General features: G+C 66.2%; 22 protein-coding genes. 17 read left to right on the plus strand and 5 right to left on the minus strand.

Features of this window, described 5'->3' with window-relative positions; all coding sequences use genetic code 11:
• Positions 1-28 precede the first annotated feature (28 nt).
• Together ACCQ01_RS15580 and ACCQ01_RS15585 are read left to right on the plus strand one after the other, a co-directional pair.
• Positions 29-826: a DUF3108 domain-containing protein gene (locus tag ACCQ01_RS15580; protein WP_228431636.1), complete on the plus strand. Its 798-nt coding sequence runs from the start codon at positions 29-31 to the stop codon at positions 824-826.
• Positions 827-829: 3 nt separating this feature from the next.
• Positions 830-1,516 carry a DUF3108 domain-containing protein gene (locus ACCQ01_RS15585; RefSeq protein WP_228431635.1) on the plus strand — a complete coding sequence of 229 codons (687 nt, stop codon included), beginning with the start codon at positions 830-832 and terminating at the stop codon, positions 1,514-1,516.
• A 466-nt stretch (positions 1,517-1,982) separates the two neighbouring features.
• On the opposite strand, the gene ACCQ01_RS15590 is transcribed toward ACCQ01_RS15585, so the two are convergent.
• The 3 genes from ACCQ01_RS15590 to ACCQ01_RS15600 form a co-directional block, all read right to left on the minus strand.
• Complete coding sequence (locus ACCQ01_RS15590) at positions 1,983-2,306, minus strand: hypothetical protein (protein WP_014508471.1); 324 nt, start codon at positions 2,304-2,306, stop codon at positions 1,983-1,985.
• Positions 2,303-3,577 carry a UDP-N-acetylglucosamine 1-carboxyvinyltransferase gene (gene murA, locus ACCQ01_RS15595; protein WP_228432049.1) on the minus strand — a complete coding sequence of 425 codons (1,275 nt, stop codon included), beginning with the start codon at positions 3,575-3,577 and terminating at the stop codon, positions 2,303-2,305. Before murA ends, ACCQ01_RS15590 begins: the two co-directional genes overlap by 4 nt.
• A 113-nt stretch (positions 3,578-3,690) precedes the next feature.
• Positions 3,691-3,918, minus strand: a complete 228-nt coding sequence (locus ACCQ01_RS15600) for a BolA family protein (protein WP_011037923.1) — start codon at positions 3,916-3,918, stop codon at positions 3,691-3,693.
• A gap of 53 nt (positions 3,919-3,971) precedes the next feature.
• Between ACCQ01_RS15600 and ACCQ01_RS15605 the strand changes: the two genes are divergently transcribed.
• From ACCQ01_RS15605 to ACCQ01_RS15675, 15 genes are all read left to right on the plus strand, one after another.
• On the plus strand, positions 3,972-4,973 hold the full coding sequence (locus ACCQ01_RS15605) for a KpsF/GutQ family sugar-phosphate isomerase (RefSeq protein WP_011037924.1): 1,002 nt from the start codon (positions 3,972-3,974) through the stop codon (positions 4,971-4,973).
• Positions 4,974-5,021: 48 nt separating this feature from the next.
• Positions 5,022-5,570 (plus strand): KdsC family phosphatase, encoded by a 549-nt coding sequence (locus ACCQ01_RS15610; protein ID WP_040940921.1) that lies wholly within the window; start codon positions 5,022-5,024, stop codon positions 5,568-5,570.
• Positions 5,567-6,142, plus strand: coding sequence for an LPS export ABC transporter periplasmic protein LptC (gene lptC, locus ACCQ01_RS15615; RefSeq protein ID WP_042598082.1), 576 nt, complete (start codon positions 5,567-5,569; stop codon positions 6,140-6,142). Before ACCQ01_RS15610 ends, lptC begins: the two co-directional genes overlap by 4 nt.
• Positions 6,120-6,656, plus strand: coding sequence for a lipopolysaccharide transport periplasmic protein LptA (lptA, locus tag ACCQ01_RS15620; protein ID WP_011037927.1), 537 nt, complete (start codon positions 6,120-6,122; stop codon positions 6,654-6,656). The genes lptC and lptA overlap by 23 nt, the downstream gene beginning before the upstream one ends.
• Positions 6,656-7,375, plus strand: coding sequence for an LPS export ABC transporter ATP-binding protein (lptB, locus tag ACCQ01_RS15625; protein ID WP_011037928.1), 720 nt, complete (start codon positions 6,656-6,658; stop codon positions 7,373-7,375). The genes lptA and lptB overlap by 1 nt, the downstream gene beginning before the upstream one ends.
• A 39-nt stretch (positions 7,376-7,414) precedes the next feature.
• Positions 7,415-8,851 carry an RNA polymerase factor sigma-54 gene (locus tag ACCQ01_RS15630; protein ID WP_228432048.1) on the plus strand — a complete coding sequence of 479 codons (1,437 nt, stop codon included), beginning with the start codon at positions 7,415-7,417 and terminating at the stop codon, positions 8,849-8,851.
• Positions 8,852-8,938: 87 nt separating this feature from the next.
• On the plus strand, positions 8,939-9,256 hold the full coding sequence (hpf, locus tag ACCQ01_RS15635) for a ribosome hibernation-promoting factor, HPF/YfiA family (RefSeq protein ID WP_011037930.1): 318 nt from the start codon (positions 8,939-8,941) through the stop codon (positions 9,254-9,256).
• Between the two features lie 21 nt (positions 9,257-9,277).
• The gene (locus tag ACCQ01_RS15640; RefSeq protein ID WP_119959299.1) at positions 9,278-9,736 is read left to right on the plus strand and encodes a PTS sugar transporter subunit IIA; all 459 of its coding nucleotides are present in this window, start codon (positions 9,278-9,280) and stop codon (positions 9,734-9,736) included.
• Positions 9,733-10,683 carry an HPr(Ser) kinase/phosphatase gene (gene hprK, locus ACCQ01_RS15645; protein ID WP_016904610.1) on the plus strand — a complete coding sequence of 317 codons (951 nt, stop codon included), beginning with the start codon at positions 9,733-9,735 and terminating at the stop codon, positions 10,681-10,683. Before ACCQ01_RS15640 ends, hprK begins: the two co-directional genes overlap by 4 nt.
• Positions 10,680-11,552 (plus strand): RNase adapter RapZ, encoded by an 873-nt coding sequence (gene rapZ / locus ACCQ01_RS15650; RefSeq protein ID WP_014508477.1) that lies wholly within the window; start codon positions 10,680-10,682, stop codon positions 11,550-11,552. Before hprK ends, rapZ begins: the two co-directional genes overlap by 4 nt.
• Positions 11,553-12,037: 485 nt before the next feature.
• Entirely contained in the window at positions 12,038-12,430 is a 393-nt protein-coding gene (locus ACCQ01_RS15655) for a PTS sugar transporter subunit IIA (RefSeq protein ID WP_011037933.1), read from the plus strand.
• Positions 12,423-12,692 carry an HPr family phosphocarrier protein gene (locus ACCQ01_RS15660; RefSeq protein ID WP_011037934.1) on the plus strand — a complete coding sequence of 90 codons (270 nt, stop codon included), beginning with the start codon at positions 12,423-12,425 and terminating at the stop codon, positions 12,690-12,692. The genes ACCQ01_RS15655 and ACCQ01_RS15660 overlap by 8 nt, the downstream gene beginning before the upstream one ends.
• Positions 12,693-12,750: 58 nt before the next feature.
• Complete coding sequence (ptsP, locus tag ACCQ01_RS15665) at positions 12,751-14,481, plus strand: phosphoenolpyruvate--protein phosphotransferase (protein WP_040940920.1); 1,731 nt, start codon at positions 12,751-12,753, stop codon at positions 14,479-14,481.
• A gap of 143 nt (positions 14,482-14,624) precedes the next feature.
• Entirely contained in the window at positions 14,625-15,986 is a 1,362-nt protein-coding gene (gene mgtE, locus ACCQ01_RS15670; protein ID WP_011037936.1) for a magnesium transporter, read from the plus strand.
• Between the two features lie 98 nt (positions 15,987-16,084).
• Entirely contained in the window at positions 16,085-16,879 is a 795-nt protein-coding gene (locus ACCQ01_RS15675; protein WP_070690289.1) for a carboxylesterase family protein, read from the plus strand.
• A gap of 264 nt (positions 16,880-17,143) precedes the next feature.
• On the opposite strand, the gene cydB is transcribed toward ACCQ01_RS15675, so the two are convergent.
• A complete protein-coding gene (gene cydB, locus ACCQ01_RS15680; RefSeq protein WP_011269599.1) occupies positions 17,144-18,160 on the minus strand; it encodes a cytochrome d ubiquinol oxidase subunit II in 1,017 nt (338 codons plus the stop codon).
• Complete coding sequence (locus tag ACCQ01_RS15685) at positions 18,160-19,557, minus strand: cytochrome ubiquinol oxidase subunit I (RefSeq protein WP_042598074.1); 1,398 nt, start codon at positions 19,555-19,557, stop codon at positions 18,160-18,162. Before ACCQ01_RS15685 ends, cydB begins: the two co-directional genes overlap by 1 nt.
• Between the last annotated feature and the right edge of the window lie 114 nt (positions 19,558-19,671).

The following is a 19,671-nucleotide window of genomic DNA, read 5'->3' on the forward strand; positions in this document are numbered from 1 at the left end:
CTTGCGGCCCCGTGCATCGCTCCCGCGCATGAAAGTCCTTCCCTTCGCTATCGCGTTGTTCACCACGGCCCTGCTTTGCCAGGCCGGCACCGGCCGTGCGCAGCAGGCACCGGCCGCCGCGCCCGTGCCTGCGCAACCTGCCGCTCCGGCCTTGCCGGCCAGTAGCTGGACGCCGCCGGCGCTGGAGCCATTCGTGGCGACCTACCAAGCGTTCTACCGCGGCAAGGAAGCCGGCGACGCCACCATGCAGGTGAGTCACGGCGACGGCAGCCAATGGCGTATCGACATGGCCGTGCGCGGGCGCAAGGGTTTTGCCAGCATCCTGGGCCTGAACCTGGAGCAGAGCACCGTGTTCCGGGTCGATGGCGACACTTACGTGCCGCTGACCCAGAGCACCGTGCGCAAGGCGATGTTCTTCGGCAAGAAGGTCACCGGCGTCTACAACTGGCAGACCGCCAGCGCGCAGTGGGACGGCGATCTGAAGAAAGAGCGCCAGCAGGCGATTCCGTTGCAGCGTGGCGACCAGAGCGCGCTGTCGCTGAACCTGTCGCTGATGCGCGATGCGCAACCCGGACGCAGCCTGAGCTATCGCTACGTCGATGTCGGCCGGGTGCGCAAGTACGACTACAAGGTCGCCGATACCACCGAGGTGGTACAGGCCGGCGACCTGAGCTACGACGCGTTGCGCGTGTACCGCGTCAACAGCGGCGACAACGAAACCATCCTCTGGATCGCCAACGGCGTTCCCACGCCGGTGCGCATCCTGCAACGTGACAAAGGTGAGGATCAGGTCGATCTACGCCTGGTCGAATATCAAGGAGCCTGACCCATGCACACTGTTTCCCGCACCTGTTCGCTGATTGCCGCTGCCGCACTGGCGGTGGCCAGCCTGCCCGCGTTCGCCATGCAGCCGTTCCAGGCCGATTATTCGGCCAACTACATGGGCATGCAGGCCAACGGCACCATGACCCTGGCCGCCGCCGGCGCCAATCAGTGGCGCTACACGCTCACCATCCAGAACCAGCTGGCCAACCTGACCCAGAGCACGGTGTTCGAAGAGAGCAACGGCCAACTGCGTCCGGTCAGCAGCAACGACACCTCGTCGATGATGGTCAAGCGCCGCAACGTCACCGCCAACTACGACTGGAAAACCAGCCAGGCGACCTGGGGCGGCGACATCAAGCCGGACCGCCGTGGCCCGGTGAAATTGCAACCCGGTGACATGGATGCGCTGCTGATCAACCTGGCCATTACCCGCGACCTGGCCGCCGGCAAGCCGCTGAACTACCGCATGGTCGACGAAGGCCGCATCAAGCCGATGAGCTACAAGGTGGTCGGCAAGGAAACCATCACCGTCAACGGCAAGCAGGAACAGGCCACCAAGGTGTCGCGTGTGGACGGCGACAAGGAATTGATCGCATGGGTGGTCAAGGACCTGCCGGTGCCGGCGCGCTTGCTGCAGAAGGAAAAAGGCCAGGACGCGCTGGATCTGACCATCAAGGCACTGCTGCGGTAAGCGAAATGCGCCTGCCATTTTAAGAGCATGCCAAGGCGCAAAGCTTGGTGGGTCAAGGGCGCGGCGCCCTCACCGCTCGCGGGACACGCCGCAAGTACGTCCATGTAGGCTCGGTGGCGGCGTCCATGCCGCCACACGGTCCCGCAATCGGCGAGGACACCGCACCAGAGAGTTAATCGAGTGCTTTCTTACAAACTTGGGCGTTGATCTGCTTGCATTGGAAAGATGACGAAACGCGCCGTTATCCGGACGCGGACGTCATGCCTTGCTTGCACCATGCACACCGACACTTGATTGGTCCTTGCCTGCTCACCGTCGCTGGACCTTACGCGGCATGGATGCCGCGTAAGGTCCTACACGGACGTACTTGCGGCGTGTCCCGCGATGGTGGGCGGGCAAGGGCCCTGCAGCAAAGCCACAGATCAATCGCTATGCAATTGATCCATACGCACTGACCCATCACGTATCAGGGCTTGGCCGCCGCTTTGTCATCGCCGGTACTGAACACCGTGCGGCAATCCACGCGAATCTGCGCTTCGGTTGAGCGCCAATAAAACAGGTCGCAGTGGCGCTTGCCTTCGACGGTCTTCTTGACCGCCACCGCGTAGAACGATTGCGCGATTTCCTCGCGGCTGGCCGTGCCGTCGCCGTTCCAGTCCATGTCCTTGAACTCGACGCCCTGCGTGATGGCCATGCCGACCGACCAGGCGTAGACCAGCCACGCCAGGATCAGCACGATCACGCCCAGCAGCACCTTGCGGCGGGTGGTGAATTGGCCGCGCAGGATCATGCGATGCGCCGGATGGTCGCGCCCAGCGCCCCCAGCTTCTCCTCGATGTTTTCGTAACCACGGTCCAAGTGGTAGATGCGATCGATGGTGGTGTCGCCGTCGGCGACCAGGCCAGCCAGGATCAGCGAGGCCGACGCACGCAGGTCGGTGGCCATCACCGGCGCGCCGCTGAGGCGTTCGGCGCCGCGCACGATCGCGGTATGCCCTTCCACCTGGATATCCGCACCCAGGCGCAGCAGTTCGTTGACGTGCATGAAGCGGTTTTCGAAGATCGTCTCGTTGATCACGCCCACGCCGTCGGCCACGCAGTTGAGCGCCATAAATTGCGCCTGCATATCGGTGGGAAACGCCGGGTACGGCGCGGTGGTCAGGTTGACCGCGCGCGGGCGCTTGCCGTGCATGTCCAAGGTGACGCTGTCGGCGGTGGTGGTGATCGTCGCGCCGGCCTCGGTGAGCTTGTCCAGCACCGCGTCCAGGGTGTCCGGGCGCGCGCGGCGCACGGTGACGCTGCCGCCGGTCATCGCTGCGGCCACCAGGAAGGTGCCGGTCTCGATGCGGTCCGGCAACACCGCATGGTGGCCGCCGCCCAGGCGCTCGACGCCCTGCACCGTGATGCGCGGCGTGCCGGCGCCTTCGATCTGTGCGCCCAGCGCGATCAGGCAGTCGGCCAGGTCGGTGACTTCCGGCTCCATGGCCGCGTTTTCCAGCACGGTGGTGCCTTCGGCCAGCACGGCGGCCATCAGCACGTTCTCGGTGCCGGTGACGCTGACCATGTCGAACACGTAACGCCCGCCCTTGAGCCGGCCGTTGCTGGTGGCCTTGATGTAGCCGTTTTCCACGCTGATGTCCGCGCCCAGCGCCTGCAGGCCCTTGATGTGCTGGTCCACCGGCCGCGAGCCGATCGCGCAACCGCCGGGCAGCGACACTTCGGCGGTGCCGTAGCGCGCCAGCAGCGGGCCCAGCACCAGGACCGAGGCGCGCATGGTCTTGACCAGCTCGTACGGCGCGATCTGGTGGGTGACCGAGCGCGGGTCGACCAGGATCGAGCGCCCCTTGGCCAGCGTGCCTTCGTCGATGGTGACCTCGGCGCCCAGCTCGCTGAGCAGCTTCACCGTGGTGATCACATCGTGCAGGTGCGGCACGTTGCTGATCTCCACCGGCGCATCGGCCAGCAGGGTCGCGCACAGGATCGGCAGCACCGCGTTCTTGGCGCCGGAAATATGGACCTCACCGTGCAGCGCTTGGCCGCCGGTCACTACGATTTTTGCCATGGGAATTCAGGGAATCCGAAATGAAGTCAGGGGAATGCGGAGGCGGTCAGGCGCGCGCTGGAGCTTGGCGGTCAACGCGCAGGGCGCGCGTCCAGCCAGGTGCTAGCGACGGCTCAGGCCTCGTCGGGGGTCAGCGTCTTGAGTTGCAGCGCGTGGATCGCCCCGCCCATCAGCTCGCCCAGGGTGGCGTAAACCATGCGGTGGCGGGCCAGCGGCGCTTTCCCGACAAAGGCCGGGCTGACCACGGTCGCCTCGAAATGCACGCCATCCTCGCCCTGCACGTCGACGCGGGCTTCAGGCAAGCCGGATTCGATGAGTTTACGGATGGTTTCGGCGTCCAAAGGGCGTTTCCTCATAAAATGAGCGCACATTCTACTCTTCACCCGAGCCCTGCATGGCCGTCTCGCACCTGCCCTCCGCCACCGTCAGCGACGCCAGCCTGGTCGCCAGCGGGCAGCGCGTGCTCGAGATCGAGCAGGCGGCCCTGGCCGCGCTGGGCGCGCGCATCGGTGCGCCGTTTGCCGCCGCCTGCCGGCTGGTGCTGGCCTCGCGCGGGCGGGTGGTCGCCACCGGCATGGGCAAATCCGGGCATATCGCGCGCAAGATCGCCGCGACCCTGGCCTCTACCGGCACCCCGGCGTTCTTCGTGCACCCGGGCGAGGCCGGGCATGGCGACCTGGGCATGATCACCGAGGCCGACATCGTACTGGCGCTGTCGTATTCGGGCGAATCGGACGAAGTCCGCATGCTGCTACCGGTGCTCAAGCGCCAGGGCAACCCGATCATTGCCATGACCGGCCGCCCGGCCTCCACCCTGGCGCAGGCCGCCGACGTGCACCTGGATGTCAGCGTGTCTGCCGAAGCCTGCCCGCTGCACCTGGCGCCGACCTCCAGCACCACCGCCTCATTGGCGATGGGCGATGCATTGGCGGTGGCCCTGCTGGACGCGCGCGGCTTCACCGCCGACGACTTCGCCCGCTCGCATCCGGCCGGCAGCCTGGGCCGCCGCCTGCTGCTGCACATCACCGATGTGATGCATGGCGGCGACGAGCTGCCGCGCGTGCGCGAGGACGCCAGCCTGAGCGAGGCGCTGATGGAAATGAGCCGCAAGCGCCTGGGCATGACCGCCGTGGTGGACGCGCAGGAGCGGCTGATCGGCCTGTTCACCGACGGAGATTTGCGCCGCGCGCTGGACAGCGACATCGACGTGCGCAGCGCCGGCATTGCCGAGGTGATGACCCGCAACCCCAAGACTATCGGCGCCGACCAGCTGGCCGCCGAGGCCGCGCGGCTGATGGAGGACTACAAGATCAATGGCCTGATCGTGGTCGATGCGCAGCAGCGCGCGGTCGGCGCATTGAACATTCACGACCTGTTGCGCGCCAAGGTGGTTTAACAGGTTCAGTTTTCAACCGCCGGACCCCGTTCTCACCGATTCGTGCCGATGCCCTATTCCCCCCTGCAAGACCTTCCTGCCGACCTCATCGACCGCGCCGCCCGCGTGCGCCTGGCGTGTTTCGACGTCGACGGCACCCTGACCGACGGCCGCCTGTATTACGACCACGCCGGCAACGAGAGCAAGGCCTTCAATGTGCTGGACGGCCAGGGCCTGAAGCAGCTGGAGCATGCCGGCATCCACGTGGCGCTGATCACCGCACGCGCCAGCCTGTCGGCGGAAAAACGTGGCCAGGATCTGGGCCTGCATGTGCAGATCGGGGTCAAGAACAAGCGCCTGGCAGTGCTGGCGCTGTGCCAGGAGCACGGGCTCTCGCTGGACGAAGTGTTGTTCATGGGCGATGACCTGCCCGATCTGCCGGCGTTGCTGGCGGTCGGCTTGCCGGTCGCGCCCGCCAACGCGCACCCGTGGATTGCCGAACGCGTGCAGTGGCACACCCGCGCACGTGGCGGCGAAGGTGCCGCGCGCGAAGTCTGCGACGTGGTGCTGGCCGCGCAGGGCCAGGTCGACAGCATCATCGCGAGGTTCTCGGCATGACCTGGAACTGGCGCACCACGCTCGGCGCCGTGCTGCTGGCGGCGGCGATCATCAGCGGCTGGTCGGCCTGGCAGCAGCGCGCGCGTCCGGCCGCTGCGGCGGTGGACGATTCCAAGGCCGACTACGTGCTGCGCGACTTCGAGCTGATTGCCCTAGACAAGGAAAGCGGCAAGGAGTCGATGACGCTGCGCGCGCCGGAGATGCACCGCAACCGCGCCGACCAGACCTCGGAGATCACCACGCCGGTGTTTCTGCTGCCCGACAACGCCAACAACCCGTGGACGCTGCGCTCCAAGACCGGCTGGATCAGCCCCAAGGGCGATGAAATGCGCCTGCGTGGTGACGTCGCCGGCGACAGCCCCACCACCGGCAACACCCCGCCCACCACTTTCCGCACCGAGAGCCTGGACGTGTTTCCGCAGCAGAACCTGGCCAAGACCGCCGCGCCGGTCACCATGCGCCGGCCGGGTATCATGCAAAGCGGGGTCGGCTTCGAGGCCGATCTCAAGACACGCCAGTACAAGCTCCTTTCCCAGGTCAAGACCCGCTATGAACCGAATGCTGCCCGCTAAACTGGCGTTTGCCGCACTGCTGCTGCCCGCATTGGCGATGGCCAAGACCAGCGATCGCAATCAGCCGATGACGATCGACTCCAACAGCAACGATTGCAACATGCTCGATGACAGCGGCAAGTGCCGTTTCAGCGGCAAGGTGGTGATCACCCAGGGCACGCTGGAAATCCACGCCGACACCGCCGACATCTTTCAGAAGAACGGCCAGACCGATCGCGTGGTGCTCAACGGCAAGCAGGCCACGCTGAAGCAGGAGATGGACGACGGCGCGATGATGAACGGCCAGGCCGACAACATCGAATACAAGGTCGCCGACGAAATCATCATCCTCACCGGCAATTACAAGGTGGATTCGCCCAAGGGCACCAACGCTGGTCAGCGCATGGTCTACAACACCAAGACCGGCAACATGCAGAGCGGCGGCGACGGCAGCCGCGTGCGCACCATCATCCAGCCCAAGACTGCCGCGCCCGCCGCGGCGCCCGCACCGGCAAAGCCGCAGGGGAAGAAGTAATGCTGGTCGCCACCGGTCTGCGCAAGAAGTACAAGCAGCGCGAAGTGGTCAAGGAGTTCGGCCTGACCCTGGAAGCCGGCGAAGTGGTTGGCCTGCTCGGCCCCAACGGCGCCGGCAAGACCACGTGCTTCTACATGATCGTCGGGCTGGTCGAGGCCGATGCGGGGCGTATCGAACTGGACGGCCGCGACCTCACCGCCGAGCCGATGTACGCGCGCGCCAAGCTCGGCGTGGGCTACCTGCCGCAGGAGCCGTCGGTGTTCCGCAAGCTCAGCGTGGCCGACAACATCCGCCTGGTGCTGGAACTGCGCGACGACCTCGACGGGCCAGGCCAGGAGAAAGAACTGGCCTCACTGCTGGAAGAACTGCAGATCACCCATGTGGCCGACCAGTTGGGCGCCAGCCTGTCCGGTGGCGAGCGGCGCCGTTGCGAGATTGCCCGCGCGCTGGCCGCCAAACCGCGCATGATGCTGCTCGACGAACCGTTCGCTGGCGTGGACCCGATTTCGGTCGGCGAGATCCAGCGTATCGTCATTCACCTCAAGGAACGCGGCATCGGCGTGTTGATCACCGATCACAACGTGCGCGAGACCTTGGGAATCTGCGACCGCGCGTATATCCTCGCCGAGGGGGGCGTGCTGGCGCAGGGGGCACCGGACGCTTTGCTCAACAATCCCGACGTGCGGCGCGTCTATCTGGGGGACACCTTCCGCCTTTGAGCGCGTCGCCGCGCCATAGGTCATCCAGCTAGTGTCCGCATGAAAGCCCGGCTCCAGACATCGTTAGGACAGCAGTTGGTCATGACGCCGCAATTGCGTCAGGCGATCAAACTATTGCAGATGTCCACCACCGAGCTGGAAGTGGAAATCGCCGAAGCGGTGGAGACCAATCCACTGCTGGAGTGGGCCGACGAAGCCGCGCACGCGGCCAGCGAGGCGCCGGTCGAACCGTCGCCCTCCGCCTCCAACGAAGAACGCCAACGCGACGAGCCGGCGCCTGCCGAGCGCGACGACGACTGGTCGCAGGACGAGCTGCAATGGACCGGGACCGGCAGTGGCGGCAGCTTCGACGATGACGACAACGGCGACGCCGCCGAACGCGTGGCCGAGTCCGAAACCCTGGCAGACCACCTGCTGTGGCAGTTGCACCTGTCACCGCTGTCGCCAAGGGACCGCCAGATCGGCGCGATCCTGATCGATGCCCTGGACGAAGACGGCTACCTGCGCGAGCCGCTCAGCGCGATTCTGGAGACGCTCAACCTCGGCAACGTGGACGAGGCCGAAGTACTGACCGTGCTGCACCAGATCCAGCGCTTCGACCCGGTGGGCATCGGTGCGCGCTCGCTGGGCGAATGTCTGGCGCTGCAGCTGCAGGTGCTCGATCCGGCGACGCCGGCGCGCGAGCTGGCGCTGCAGATCGTGGCCGGGCCGCTGGAACGGCTGCCGCGCAGCGGCATTGCCGGCCTGGCCCACGAACTCAAGCGCTCTGCCGCCGATGTCGAGCAGGCCGTGCAGCTGGTACGCTCGCTGGACCCGCGCCCGGGCAAGCAGATCAGCGCGCTGTCGCAGGACACCTACGTAGTGCCGGACTGTGTGATCTGGCGCCAGCGTGGCGTCTGGCGCGCCGCCCTGGCCGGCCGCGCGCAACCCAAGATCACCATCCACCGCGGCTACGAGCAACTGATCCGCAGCTGCGGCGAATCCGACGCCGGCTACCTGCGCGGCCAGCTGCAGGAAGCGCGCTGGCTGCTCAAGAGCCTGGAGGCGCGCGGCGAGACCCTGCTGCGGGTGGTGCGCTGCCTGCTGCAGCACCAGGCCGGGTTCCTGGAGTTCGGCGCGCAGGCGCTGCGCCCGCTGACCCTGCGCGAGATCGCCGGTGAGCTGGGCCTGCACGAATCGACGATTTCGCGTGCCATTGCCCGCAAGTACGTGCGCACGCCGCGCGGCACCATCCCGCTGCGCTCGTTCTTTGCCTCCGGCATCGACACCGACAGCGGCGGCGAGGCCTCCAGCACGGCGATCCAGGCGATGATCCGGCGCCTGATCGATGCGGAAAACCCGCGCAAGCCGCTGTCTGACGCCAAGTTGGCAGATCTGTTGAAAACTTCCGGCGTGCCAGTAGCGCGCCGCACCGTTGCGAAGTATCGTGAGGCCATGAACATTTCCGCCTCCCACGAACGCGTGCGCATCGCCTGACGTTGCAACCACCGCAACGCCGGCCTGTGCCGGGTTCGCCGGACCACCGGAAAGGTTCATTGGCCCACCGACCAATGGAGGTATCCGATGCGTATCGAGACGTATGGCCACCAGCTTGAAGTGACCCCCGCCCTGCGGGACTACGTGGCAAGCAAGCTGCAGCGCCTGCAGCGCCACTTCGACCAGCACTGTGAAGTCCGAACCCAGCTGGCCGTCCGCAAGCCAGACCACCATGTGGTCGCCACCGTCAACCTCCCCGGCCGCACCCTGCACGCCGATGCCAGCGGGTCCACCATGTATGCCGCCATCGACCTGCTGGTCGACAAGCTCGACCGCCTGGTGCTCAAGCACAAAGAGAAGAAATGTAACCACCACGCCCGCGAGGTGCGCGACAATCCCGCATGACGCTTCTCGCTTGATGCCCTCATGCCTTTAACCGATCTGATGGCGGCCGTGCGCACCATGGTGTCGCCGGCCGCCGATCGCGACACCGTCCTGCATACCGCCGCCGAGCTGCTGTCCTGCCGCCAGGCCGGTACCGACGAATTGTTTGCCAACCTGTGCGAGCGCGAAGCCCTTGGCAGCACCGCCATCGGCCACGGCATTGCCATTCCGCACGGGCGCTGCCCCAACCTCACCGAACCGCGCGGCGCCTTGCTGCGGCTGCAGACGCCGGTGGAGTTCGGCGCCGAAGAAGCCGTGGACCTGGTGTTTGCGATGGCGGTGCCGGCGCACTACACGCATCAGCACCTGATGCTGTTGTCGGAACTGGCCGAGCGCTTTTCTGACAGCCACTTTCGCCAGCAGCTGCGCGCCGCGCCCGATGCGCAAGCGCTGATGGCGCTGCTGACCGAGCTACCGCCCCCACACGCGAGCGCCGCATGAATACCAGCATCACCGCACGTGAGCTGTTCGACCAGCAGCGCGACAAGCTGGCGCTGCGTTGGGTCGCCGGGCAAAAGGGCGAGCACCGCGAAATCGAAGCCGGCAGCAATAATGCGCGCCGCCCCTCGCTGGCCGGCTACCTCAATGTGATCTACCCAAACAAGGTGCAGATCCTCGGTACCGAGGAGTTGGCCTGGCTGGATTCGCTGGATGCGCGGCAACGCTGGGAGACGATCGAAAAGATCATCCAGGTGCAGCCGCTGGCACTGGCGATCAGCAAGAACCAGTCCTGCCCGGAAGACTTGCGCGCGGCGGCGGATGAATCCAATACGCCGCTGTGGATCTCGCCCAAGCGCGGCCATGAACTGCTCAATCATCTGTCCTACCACCTGGCGCGCACGCTGGCGCCGCGGGTCACGCTGCATGGCGTGTTCATGGAGATCTATTCGATCGGCGTGCTGATCACCGGCGAGGCCGGCTCGGGCAAGAGCGAGCTGGCGCTGGAACTGCTCAGCCGCGGGCACCGCCTGGTGGCCGACGACGCACCCGAGTTCACCCAGATCGCGCCCGACGTGCTCGACGGCACCTGCCCCGAGCTGCTGCAGGATCTGCTGGAAGTGCGCGGCCTTGGCGTGTTGAACGTGCGCGACATGTTCGGCGACACCGCGGTGAAGAAGAACAAGTACCTGCGCCTGATCGTGCACCTGACCCGGCCGATGACCGAGCCCACGCCTTCCGGCTACGAGCGCCTGACCGGTGATTCCGGCAGCCGCCACGTGCTGGATCTGGACGTGCCGCTGATCACCCTGCCGGTGATGCCCGGCCGCAACCTGGCCGTGCTGACCGAAGCGGCCACCCGTTTGCACATCCTGCGCACCAAGGGCATCGACCCGGCGGCGATGTTCATCGCCCGCCACAGCAACCTGCTGGAGCGACGCACCCCATGAGCATTGCCGCGTCCACCTTGATGATCGTCAGCGGGTTGTCCGGCTCCGGCAAGTCGGTGGCGCTGAAGACCTTCGAAGACCTCGACTATTACTGCTCGGACAATCTGCCGGTCGAGTTGCTGCCGGACTTTGTGCGCAGCCGGCTGCGGGGCAACCCGCTCGGCGACCAGCGACTGGCGGTGGGCATCGACGTGCGCAGCCGCAGCGACCTGACCCAGCTGGCGCAGTGGCGGCAGGCCGCGCAGGAATACGGCATCGAGGCACGCCTGCTGTTTTTCGAAGCCAGCGACGAAGCCCTGCTCAAGCGCTATGCCGATACCCGCCGCCGCCATCCGCTCAGCCAGCTCGGCCTGGCGTTGCCGGAAGCGATCACCCGCGAGCGCGAATTGACCGCGCCGTTGCGTGCGCAGGCCGATGCCATCATCGATACCAGCGCGCTCAACGTGCACCAACTGCGCCGGCGCGTGGTCACCGAATTCGCGCTGGGCAACAGCGACCGCTTGTCGCTGCTGTTCGAATCCTTCGCCTACAAGCGCGGCGTGCCGGCCGAGGCCGACTTCGTCTTCGATGCGCGTGTGCTGCCCAACCCGCATTGGGACCCGGAGCTGCGCCCACTCACCGGCCGCGATGCCGGCGTGCGCGACTACCTGGACAAGGAGCCGGACGTGATCCGCTATTCGGCGCAGATCGTGGACCTGCTCGATACCTGGCTGCCGCGCCTGCGCAACGACACCCGCAGCTACGTCACCATCGCGTTCGGCTGCACCGGCGGCAAGCACCGCTCGGTGTATCTGGCCGAACGCATGGCCCGGCATGCGCGCGAACAGGGCTGGCCGGAAGTGGCGACGTTTCATCGCGAGCAGGATTGAGGTTCGGGATTTGGGAATCGGGATTTGGGAATCGTTGAAGCGGTGTGCTGCGGTCTGCAGCGCGGCTGGTCAGCTGGAGGGAGCCTTGCGTTTGCCTGATGCGGTTACTGGTGCGCGCTTGATGTGATTGGGCGTCGCTGAGCAGGGCGTGGCCGACGCACTTATTGCATTGCTCCATCTCCACGCGGTCGAGCACACTGACCCAAGCGCTACATGTCGGCACGCATGGCGAATTGGAAACACGGCAAAGGCATTGCCAAGTAGCGCAGGCTACGAGCATCGCCGCTGATCAACCCACTGCAGCGCTCGCTTGCCACGATACCGGTGCAGACGCAACGCACATCACATCGTCACGCTGTCAGCGGAGCGCACATCGCCTGCAATCCGCCCTCAATTGCAGCAGGCTAAACGCCCATTCATTTCGCAACACATCGGTGCCCGGCAAACGCTATCGCGTGGTCATGCTGACCTGTTAACGTTTCGGCATGGCCTGTGGCATTCTCCTCATTACTCATCCCGGCATCGGCGCAGCGTTCTTGGACGTGGCGACGGGGCTGTTGCGGCATTTGCCGTTGAAGACCGAATCCTTCGAGGTTCCGCTCGATGCAGACCTGGACGCGTTATTGCCCCAGGCCTCGGCAGCGATGCGTCGGGTCGACAGCGGCGACGGCGTGTTGGTCATGACCGACCTGTACGGCGCCAGCCCCAGCAATCTCGCCAGTCGGCTGGCCAAGCTGGGCACCCCGGTTCGCCGTGTGTCTGCGCTCAGCCTGCCCATGCTGCTGCGGGTGATGAACTACCCCGAACAAGGTTTGCAGGAGCTGCCCGCCACCGCGGCGGCCGGTACCCGCAACGGAGCGATCATCGACGATGCTTGAACGCGAACTCATAGTTTCCAATCGACTGGGACTGCATGCGCGGGCAACCGCCAAGCTGGTGCAGACGCTGTCGTCCTTCCGCGCCAACGCCACGCTGGCCGCCAAGGGCCGCGAAGTGAATGCCAAGAGCATCATGGGCGTAATGCTGCTGGCTGCTGGCCAGGGCACCAGCGTGATGGTGCGCCTGGATGGCGAAGACGAGGCTGAGGCGCTGCAGGCGTTGGTGGACCTGTTCGAGCGCCGCTTCGACGAGGACAGCTGAGCATGCGCCGCGTCGGTGCCGTGCTGACCGACACGGCGCGGCTGCGCCAAGGCCGCGCATGAGTCTGCGCTTGCGCGGACATGCCGCCTCGCGCGGTAACGCATTGGGGCGCGCCCGCGTCCGCCAGAGCCACACGCTGGAGGTGGCCGAGCAACGCGTGCCGGCCAACCAGGTCGAAACGCAGCTGCAGCGTCTGCACGCGGCCATTGCCGCCGCACGCACCGAGATGCAGCAACTGCGCGACCGCCTGCATGGCGCGCTGGCCCGCGAAGTGGGCGAATTCCTCGAACTGCACGCGCTGTTACTGGACGACCCGGAACTGCTGCAGGGGCTAGACGATTTGATCCGCACGCACCGCTACAGCGCCGACTACGCGCTGCGTGTGCAACGCGATCGCCTGGCGGCCGTGTTCGACGGCATGGAAGATGCCTACCTGCGCAGCCGCATGGACGATCTGGACCATGTGATCGGGCGCATCCATGCGTTTTTGCACAAGCGCGCGCCGGACCTCAAGGGCGTGGCCGGCGAGATCCTGGTGTGCGACAACGTGGCACCGTCGGAGCTGGCGCAGCTGCAGGCGCAAGGCGTGGTCGGCATCGTCACCACCGCCGGCAGCGCGCTCTCGCATAGCGCGATCCTGGCGCGCAGCCTGCACCTGCCCTTGGTGGTTGGCGTGGCCGACGCGGTGCAGCGGGTCAACGATGGCGACGTGCTGATCGTCGATGCCGGCTCCGGCCAGGTCATCGTCGACCCCACGCCCGAGCATCTGCGCGACTACCGCGAGCGCCTGCGCACGCTGGCCAAGGAACAACGCGAACTGGGCCGGTTGCGCTCCAAGCCGACCCGCACGCGCGACAACGTCGACATCACCCTGCTGGCCAATGCCGAGTCGCTGGAAGACGTGGCCAAGGCGCATGCGCTGGGCGCGAGCGGGCTGGGGCTGTACCGCACCGAATTCCTGTTCCTGCAGCGCAACGAGCTGCCGGACGAAGATGAGCAGTTCCACACTTACCGCGACACCGTGCTGGGCATGAGCGGCCGGCCGGTGACGATCCGCACGCTGGATCTGGGCGCGGACAAGGCCGACCGCACCGGGCTCACCCTGAGCGATGAGGACAACCCGGCGCTGGGCCTGCGTGGGGTGCGCCTGTCGCTTGCCCGGCCGGCGGTGGCCCAGGCGCAGCTGCGCGCAATCCTGCGCGCGTCCGGCTACGGCCCGGTGCGCATTCTGGTGCCGATGGTCAGCGGGCGCGAGGAAATCCTGTTGGTGCGCAAACAGCTGAAAAAGCTCACCGCGCAGCTGCGCGACGAAGGCCACGAGATCGCCGAGCACATTCCGCTCGGCGCAATGATCGAGGTGCCGGCGGCGGCATTGGCGCTGGACTGCTTCATCGACGACATCGACTTTTTGTCGATCGGCACCAACGACCTGGTGCAGTACCTGCTGGCGGTGGACCGCAACAACGAGGCGCTGGGCGAGCTGTATTCGCCGTTGCACCCGGCGGTGTTGCGATTGATCGCGCAGGTCATCGCCACCGGGCGGGCGCACAACAAGCCGGTGGCCGTATGTGGCGAAATCGCCGGCGACCCGCGCTTCGTGGCGATGCTGCTGGCGTTGGGCCTCACCGAGTTCAGCCTGCATCCGGCCACCTTGCTGGAAGTACGCCGCGCGGTGCGCGACCTGCATCTGGGCCAGCTGCGCGTGCACGGCGAAAAACTGCTGCGCGCGCGCGACCGCAAGGGCATCGAAAAATGGCTGGCAAGCGTGGCGCAAGGCCTGCTGCACTGAGTTGCGCCACACCCGCGCCCACAGCGCGCGGGCACCGCTGCACCTGCACTGTATGTTTCGTCACCGTGCGCAAGCGATAATGCCCTGCTGATCCAGCACCGCGGCCTCTGAAGAGACGCGTTCACTCCACCAGGGAGCCGCGCATGGCCGAAGCCGTCCGCCACGACAAGACCGCGCGCCAGCTACGCCTGCTGTCCGACGCGCTGGACAGCGGGCGTCTCGGGCCGGTGCGCCGGTTGGTCAATACGTTGGCGCCGGCGGAGATCGGCAACCTGCTGGAATCGCTGCCGCCGGGCAAGCGCGAGGTGGTGTGGGGGCTGGTCGACCCGGAAGACGATGGCGAGGTGCTGCTGCACGTCGGCGATGAAGTACGCGAAAGCCTGCTCGCCGACATGGACCCGGACGAAATCGTCGCCGCGGTCGAAGACCTGGACATCGATGACCTGGCAAACCTGGTCGAGGACCTGCCCGATACCGTCATCGACGAAGTGCTCAAGTCGATGGACCGCGAGAACCGCGAGCGGCTGGAGCAGGTGCTTTCGTATCCGGAAGACACCGCCGGGCGCCTGATGAACCCGGACGTGGTGACGGTACGCGCCGACGTCAACGTGGACGTAGTGCTGCGCTACCTGCGCCTGCGCGGCGAGCTGCCCGACCACACCGATCACCTCTACGTGGTGAGCCGGCGCCACCAGTATCTGGGCCGGGTGCCGTTGGCGGCGCTGGTCACCCATGAAGACAGCACGCCGGTCAATCGGCTGATCGACGACGAGCAGCCGGCGATCGATGTCGGCGATGGGTCGGACGAAGTGGCGCGCCGCTTCTCCGACCATGACTGGATCTCCGCCCCGGTGGTGGACGACAACAACATCCTGCTCGGCCGCATCACCATCGATGACGTGGTCGACATCATCCGCGAGCAGGCCGAGCACCAGGCGTTGAGCGCCGCCGGCCTGGACGAGGACGAAGACATGTTCAGCCCGGCGCGGCGCGCGTTCCGCCGCCGCCTGATCTGGCTGGGCATCAACCTGTGCACCGCGTTCCTGGCCTCCAGCGTGGTCAGCCAGTTCGAAGGCACCATCGAAAAACTGGTCGCGCTGGCGGCGTTGATGCCGATCGTGGCCGGCATGGGCGGCAATGCCGGCACCCAGGTGCTGGCATTGATGGTGCGCGGCCTGGCGCTGGGGCAGATCGGCTCGTCCAACGTGATGACCTTGCTCAAGAAGGAACTGACCGTGGCGCTGATCAACGGCATGGTGCTGGGCATCGGGCTGGGCGTGATTGTGCTGGTGTGGTTCCGCCAACCGATGCTGTCGCTGGTGATCGGCACCGCATTGACCTTGAACATGCTCACCGCCGCGTTTGGTGGCGTGCTGGTGCCGGTGACGCTGAAGCGGCTCGGCTTCGACCCCGCGCTGGCGGGCGGCGTGATCCTGACCACGCTGACCGATGTGATGGGCTTTTTGAGCTTCCTCGGCCTGGCCACCTTGATCCTGTTGCGCTGAGCCGATGACGCGCGCCGGGCCCTCGCCGCAACGCGACATGCCGCGACACGCGTTGGCGGCGATACTGCAGGCCTGTCTTTGCCAGGGAGTGCTGCGTGATGCGTCGTTGTCTTTTGCTGGTGGTGCTCGCGCTGCTGCTGGCCGGATGTTCCAGCTTGGTTGACCGGCACCAGGACACCCGCCGCGGTCACTTCGTGACGCGCTCGCTGGAGATCGAAGGCCGGCACTACCAGTACCAGGTGTTCGTGCCGGTGGGCACGTCGCCGCAGCCGCGGCCGATCGTGCTGTTCCTGCATGGCTCGGGCGAGCGTGGCGACAATGGCCGTAACCAGGCCGAGGTGGGCGTTGGCCCCTACCTCAGCGAACACACCGCCGACTTTCCCGCCCTGGTGGTGTTGCCGCAGGTGCCGGACGACGAGGAATGGCTGGGGATCAATGCGCGCATGGCGATTGCAGCGCTGGATGCCACCAGTGCCGAGTTTTCCGCCGACCCGCAGCGCACCTATCTCACCGGCATTTCGATGGGCGGCTATGGCGCCTGGGAAATCGGCCTGATGCAGCCGCAGCGCTTTGCCGCCATCGTGCCGATCTGCGGCGCGCTCAAGGCCCCGCGCGATGAGCGCCGCACCTTGTACGTGAGCCTGGTGGCGCAAGAAGCCGACCCGTATACCGCAGCGGTCACGCGCCTGAAGCACGTGCCGATCTGGATGTTCCATGGCGCCAAGGACGAGGCGGTCCCGCCGCACGACGACCGCGCGTTGTACCGCGCCGCCAAGGGCGTGGGCGCCAATGTGCGTTACAGCGAGTACCCCAACGGCAACCACAATGCCTGGGACGCCACCTACGCCGATCCGGCGATGTGGGACTGGATGTTCAAGCAGCGCCTGCGCTAGCCGGCTGGGAGACATCGACCTGGCCACCGCTGGCAAGAGCGCGGCCGGCATCTCCTGCTTAACGTGCTGGTTTCGCTCGATCTGCGGTCGTAGCACAACAGCTCGCGCTGCGGCCCACTGATCACCACAGCGGCAAGGCCGTGTGGCGCTTTAGCGCTGCATGCAACCGCCCTGCCCTGGCAGGCTCGCAGCCCCGCCGTCCCTGCTCGTGCTCGCAGCGCGGTACGCGCACACGGCGCTAAGCACATCGCACGCCTGCAGCCTTCAGTGGTGATAGCCAGTCTCGGCGGTGATCTTGCCGCGGAACACCCGGTACGACCACACCGTGTAGCCCAGGATCAGCGGGAGCAGCAGCACCAGGCCGACCAGCGCAAACAGCTGCGAAGACGGTGGCGCGGCGGCCTGCCAGATCGTGTAGACCGGCGGCACCAAGTAGGGCCACATGCCCAGCACCAGCCCGAGGAAGCCGAGCACGAACAAGGCCATCGCCAGCAGGAACGGCGGCGTGTCCGGCTGGCCGGCGTCGGTGGCGCGCCACAACGCCACGCCCACCACCGCCACCAGCACCGGGATCGGCATCAGCCAAAGATAGTGCGCGCCTTCGAACCAGCGCTCCATCACGTGCGATTGCAGCGACGGCAGCCACGCGCTGACCAGGCCGATGAACACCAGCACCGTCAACGCGAGCGGCCGCGATAGCTGGCGCGCAAGTTGCTGCACGTGGCCGTCGGTCTTGAGGATCAGCCAGGTGCTGCCGAGCAGTGCGTAACCAGCGACCAGCGCCGCGCCAGTGAGCATCGCGAACGGGCTGAACCAGCCCCAGATGCCGCCGACGTACCGGTCGTTCTCGATCGGCAAGCCCTGTACCAACGCCCCCAGGATCACGCCCTGCGCAAAGGTCGCCAGGATCGAACCGGCGGCGAACGCGTTACTCCACAACCGCCGCGAGCGATGCGCCTTGAAGCGGAATTCAAACGCCACCCCGCGAAACACCAACGCCATCACCATCAGCAGCACCGGCAGATACAGCGCCGAGAGGATCACCGCATACGCCTTGGGAAACGCGGCGAGCAGCCCTGCCCCGCCCAGCACCAGCCAGGTTTCGTTGCCGTCCCAGATCGGCGCGGCGGTGTTCATCATCAGGTCCAGCTGCGCTTCGTCCTTGCGAAACGGCGCCAGGATGCCGATGCCGAGCACGAAGCCATCCAGCACCACGTACATCAACACGCCAAAGCCGATCACCGCGAACCACGCCACCGGCAGGAAGGTCGTCATGTCCATCAGGCAGCTCCATCGATCGGTTCGTCGGCGGCCGACAGCGGCCGTGCGGGCGTGTGTTCGCCGTGATCCAGTTGCGGCGCATCGTGCGGGGTGGGCCCGAGCTTGCCGATCTTGACCAGGTACCAGATGCCCCAGCCAAACACGAAGGCGTAGCCAGCCACATACACCGCCAGCGAGATGGCGGTCATCAACGTCGACTGCGGACCCACCGCATCGGCGGTGCGCAGCAACCCATACACCACGTACGGCTGCCGCCCCATCTCGGTCACGAACCAGCCCGACACCAGCGCGATGAAGCCGCTCGGCAGCATCCAGCGCCAGGTGGCCAGCAACCAGCGCCACTGCACCAGCTTGCCGCGCCACCAGGCAAACGCCGACACCCAGGCCACCAACAGCATCAGGCTGCCCAGCCCGACCATGATGCGGAACGCGAAGAACACCGGCAGCACGGGCGGACGATCGGCGGCCGGCACCGTGGTCAGCGGCGCGATGCGGCCATCCAGGCGATGGGTGAGGATCAGACTGCCCAGCCGCGGAATGGCGATCTCGTAATCGTTGCGCTCTTTCGCCGCGTTGGGCACCGCGAACACCACCAGCGGGAAGCCCTCCCCCGGCGCTTCGTCGTGCCAGTGCGCTTCCACCGCAGCGATCTTCATCGGCTGGTGCTCGAGCGTGTTCAAGCCATGCATGTCCCCGACAAAGATCTGCAGCGGCACGGTGATCGCCGCAAACGCCACCGCCAGCTTGAGCATGCGCAGGCCTGCCTCGCGGTGCACGCCACGATGCAGATACCACGCACCCACCGCGCCCACTACGAAGCAGGTGGTGATGAACGAACCCAGCGCCATGTGCGCTAACCGGTACGGGAACGACGGGTTGAAGATGATCTTCAGCCAGTCCACCGGATGCACGATGCCGTTGACCACCTCGTAGCCGGCCGGCGTCTGCAGCCAGCTGTTGGACGACAGGATCCAGAACGTGGAAAACAGCGTGCCCAGCGCCACCATGCAGGTCGCGAAGAAATGCAGGCGCTCGGAAATCCGGCCCCAGCCGAACATCATCACGCCCAGGAAGCTGGCTTCCAGAAAGAACGCGGTGAGCACTTCATAGCTGAGCAACGGGCCGATTACGCTGCCGGCAATGCGGCTGAGCTCCGGCCAGTTCGCACCGAACTGGAAGGCCATGACGATGCCGCTGACCACGCCCATGCCGAAGGACACGGCGAAGATCTTCTGCCAGAAGAAATACAGCTCGCGCCAGACCGGCAGGCGGGTGCGCAACCAGCGCCATTCCAGAAATGCCAACAGGCTGGACAAGCCGATGGTGAACGCGGGAAACAACACGTGGAACGCGATGACGAACCCGAACTGGATCCGTGACAACAGCAGGGCGTCCATGGAGAAAGCTCCAGGAAAGTGGGGATGACCGCCAGCGCGCAGGCTGCGGATCGATCGCCGAGGGATCCCTGTGATGTGCGAGCAGATCCTTCGTGCGACAGGATCATGATAGGG

Source organism: Xanthomonas sp. NCPPB 4037, assembly GCF_041475695.2.
Lineage (GTDB): Bacteria > Pseudomonadota > Gammaproteobacteria > Xanthomonadales > Xanthomonadaceae > Xanthomonas > Xanthomonas campestris.

What these genes read in the sequence shown, in the direction of transcription:
- murA (WP_228432049.1), bottom strand. Translation starts at nt 3,577, where the DNA reads ATGGCAAAAATCGTAGTGACCGGCGGCCAAGCGCTGCACGGTGAGGTC.
- lptC (WP_042598082.1), top strand. Translation starts at nt 5,567, where the DNA reads ATGACCTGGAACTGGCGCACCACGCTCGGCGCCGTGCTGCTGGCGGCG.
- ACCQ01_RS15585 (WP_228431635.1), top strand. Translation starts at nt 830, where the DNA reads ATGCACACTGTTTCCCGCACCTGTTCGCTGATTGCCGCTGCCGCACTG.
- ptsP (WP_040940920.1), top strand. Translation starts at nt 12,751, where the DNA reads ATGAGTCTGCGCTTGCGCGGACATGCCGCCTCGCGCGGTAACGCATTG.
- mgtE (WP_011037936.1), top strand. Translation starts at nt 14,625, where the DNA reads ATGGCCGAAGCCGTCCGCCACGACAAGACCGCGCGCCAGCTACGCCTG.
- ACCQ01_RS15685 (WP_042598074.1), bottom strand. Translation starts at nt 19,557, where the DNA reads ATGGACGCCCTGCTGTTGTCACGGATCCAGTTCGGGTTCGTCATCGCG.
- lptA (WP_011037927.1), top strand. Translation starts at nt 6,120, where the DNA reads ATGAACCGAATGCTGCCCGCTAAACTGGCGTTTGCCGCACTGCTGCTG.
- cydB (WP_011269599.1), bottom strand. Translation starts at nt 18,160, where the DNA reads ATGGACATGACGACCTTCCTGCCGGTGGCGTGGTTCGCGGTGATCGGC.
- hpf (WP_011037930.1), top strand. Translation starts at nt 8,939, where the DNA reads ATGCGTATCGAGACGTATGGCCACCAGCTTGAAGTGACCCCCGCCCTG.
- ACCQ01_RS15675 (WP_070690289.1), top strand. Translation starts at nt 16,085, where the DNA reads ATGCGTCGTTGTCTTTTGCTGGTGGTGCTCGCGCTGCTGCTGGCCGGA.
- ACCQ01_RS15605 (WP_011037924.1), top strand. Translation starts at nt 3,972, where the DNA reads ATGGCCGTCTCGCACCTGCCCTCCGCCACCGTCAGCGACGCCAGCCTG.
- ACCQ01_RS15660 (WP_011037934.1), top strand. Translation starts at nt 12,423, where the DNA reads ATGCTTGAACGCGAACTCATAGTTTCCAATCGACTGGGACTGCATGCG.
- ACCQ01_RS15580 (WP_228431636.1), top strand. Translation starts at nt 29, where the DNA reads ATGAAAGTCCTTCCCTTCGCTATCGCGTTGTTCACCACGGCCCTGCTT.
- ACCQ01_RS15590 (WP_014508471.1), bottom strand. Translation starts at nt 2,306, where the DNA reads ATGATCCTGCGCGGCCAATTCACCACCCGCCGCAAGGTGCTGCTGGGC.
- hprK (WP_016904610.1), top strand. Translation starts at nt 9,733, where the DNA reads ATGAATACCAGCATCACCGCACGTGAGCTGTTCGACCAGCAGCGCGAC.
- lptB (WP_011037928.1), top strand. Translation starts at nt 6,656, where the DNA reads ATGCTGGTCGCCACCGGTCTGCGCAAGAAGTACAAGCAGCGCGAAGTG.
- ACCQ01_RS15630 (WP_228432048.1), top strand. Translation starts at nt 7,415, where the DNA reads ATGAAAGCCCGGCTCCAGACATCGTTAGGACAGCAGTTGGTCATGACG.
- ACCQ01_RS15610 (WP_040940921.1), top strand. Translation starts at nt 5,022, where the DNA reads ATGCCCTATTCCCCCCTGCAAGACCTTCCTGCCGACCTCATCGACCGC.
- rapZ (WP_014508477.1), top strand. Translation starts at nt 10,680, where the DNA reads ATGAGCATTGCCGCGTCCACCTTGATGATCGTCAGCGGGTTGTCCGGC.
- ACCQ01_RS15655 (WP_011037933.1), top strand. Translation starts at nt 12,038, where the DNA reads ATGGCCTGTGGCATTCTCCTCATTACTCATCCCGGCATCGGCGCAGCG.
- ACCQ01_RS15640 (WP_119959299.1), top strand. Translation starts at nt 9,278, where the DNA reads ATGCCTTTAACCGATCTGATGGCGGCCGTGCGCACCATGGTGTCGCCG.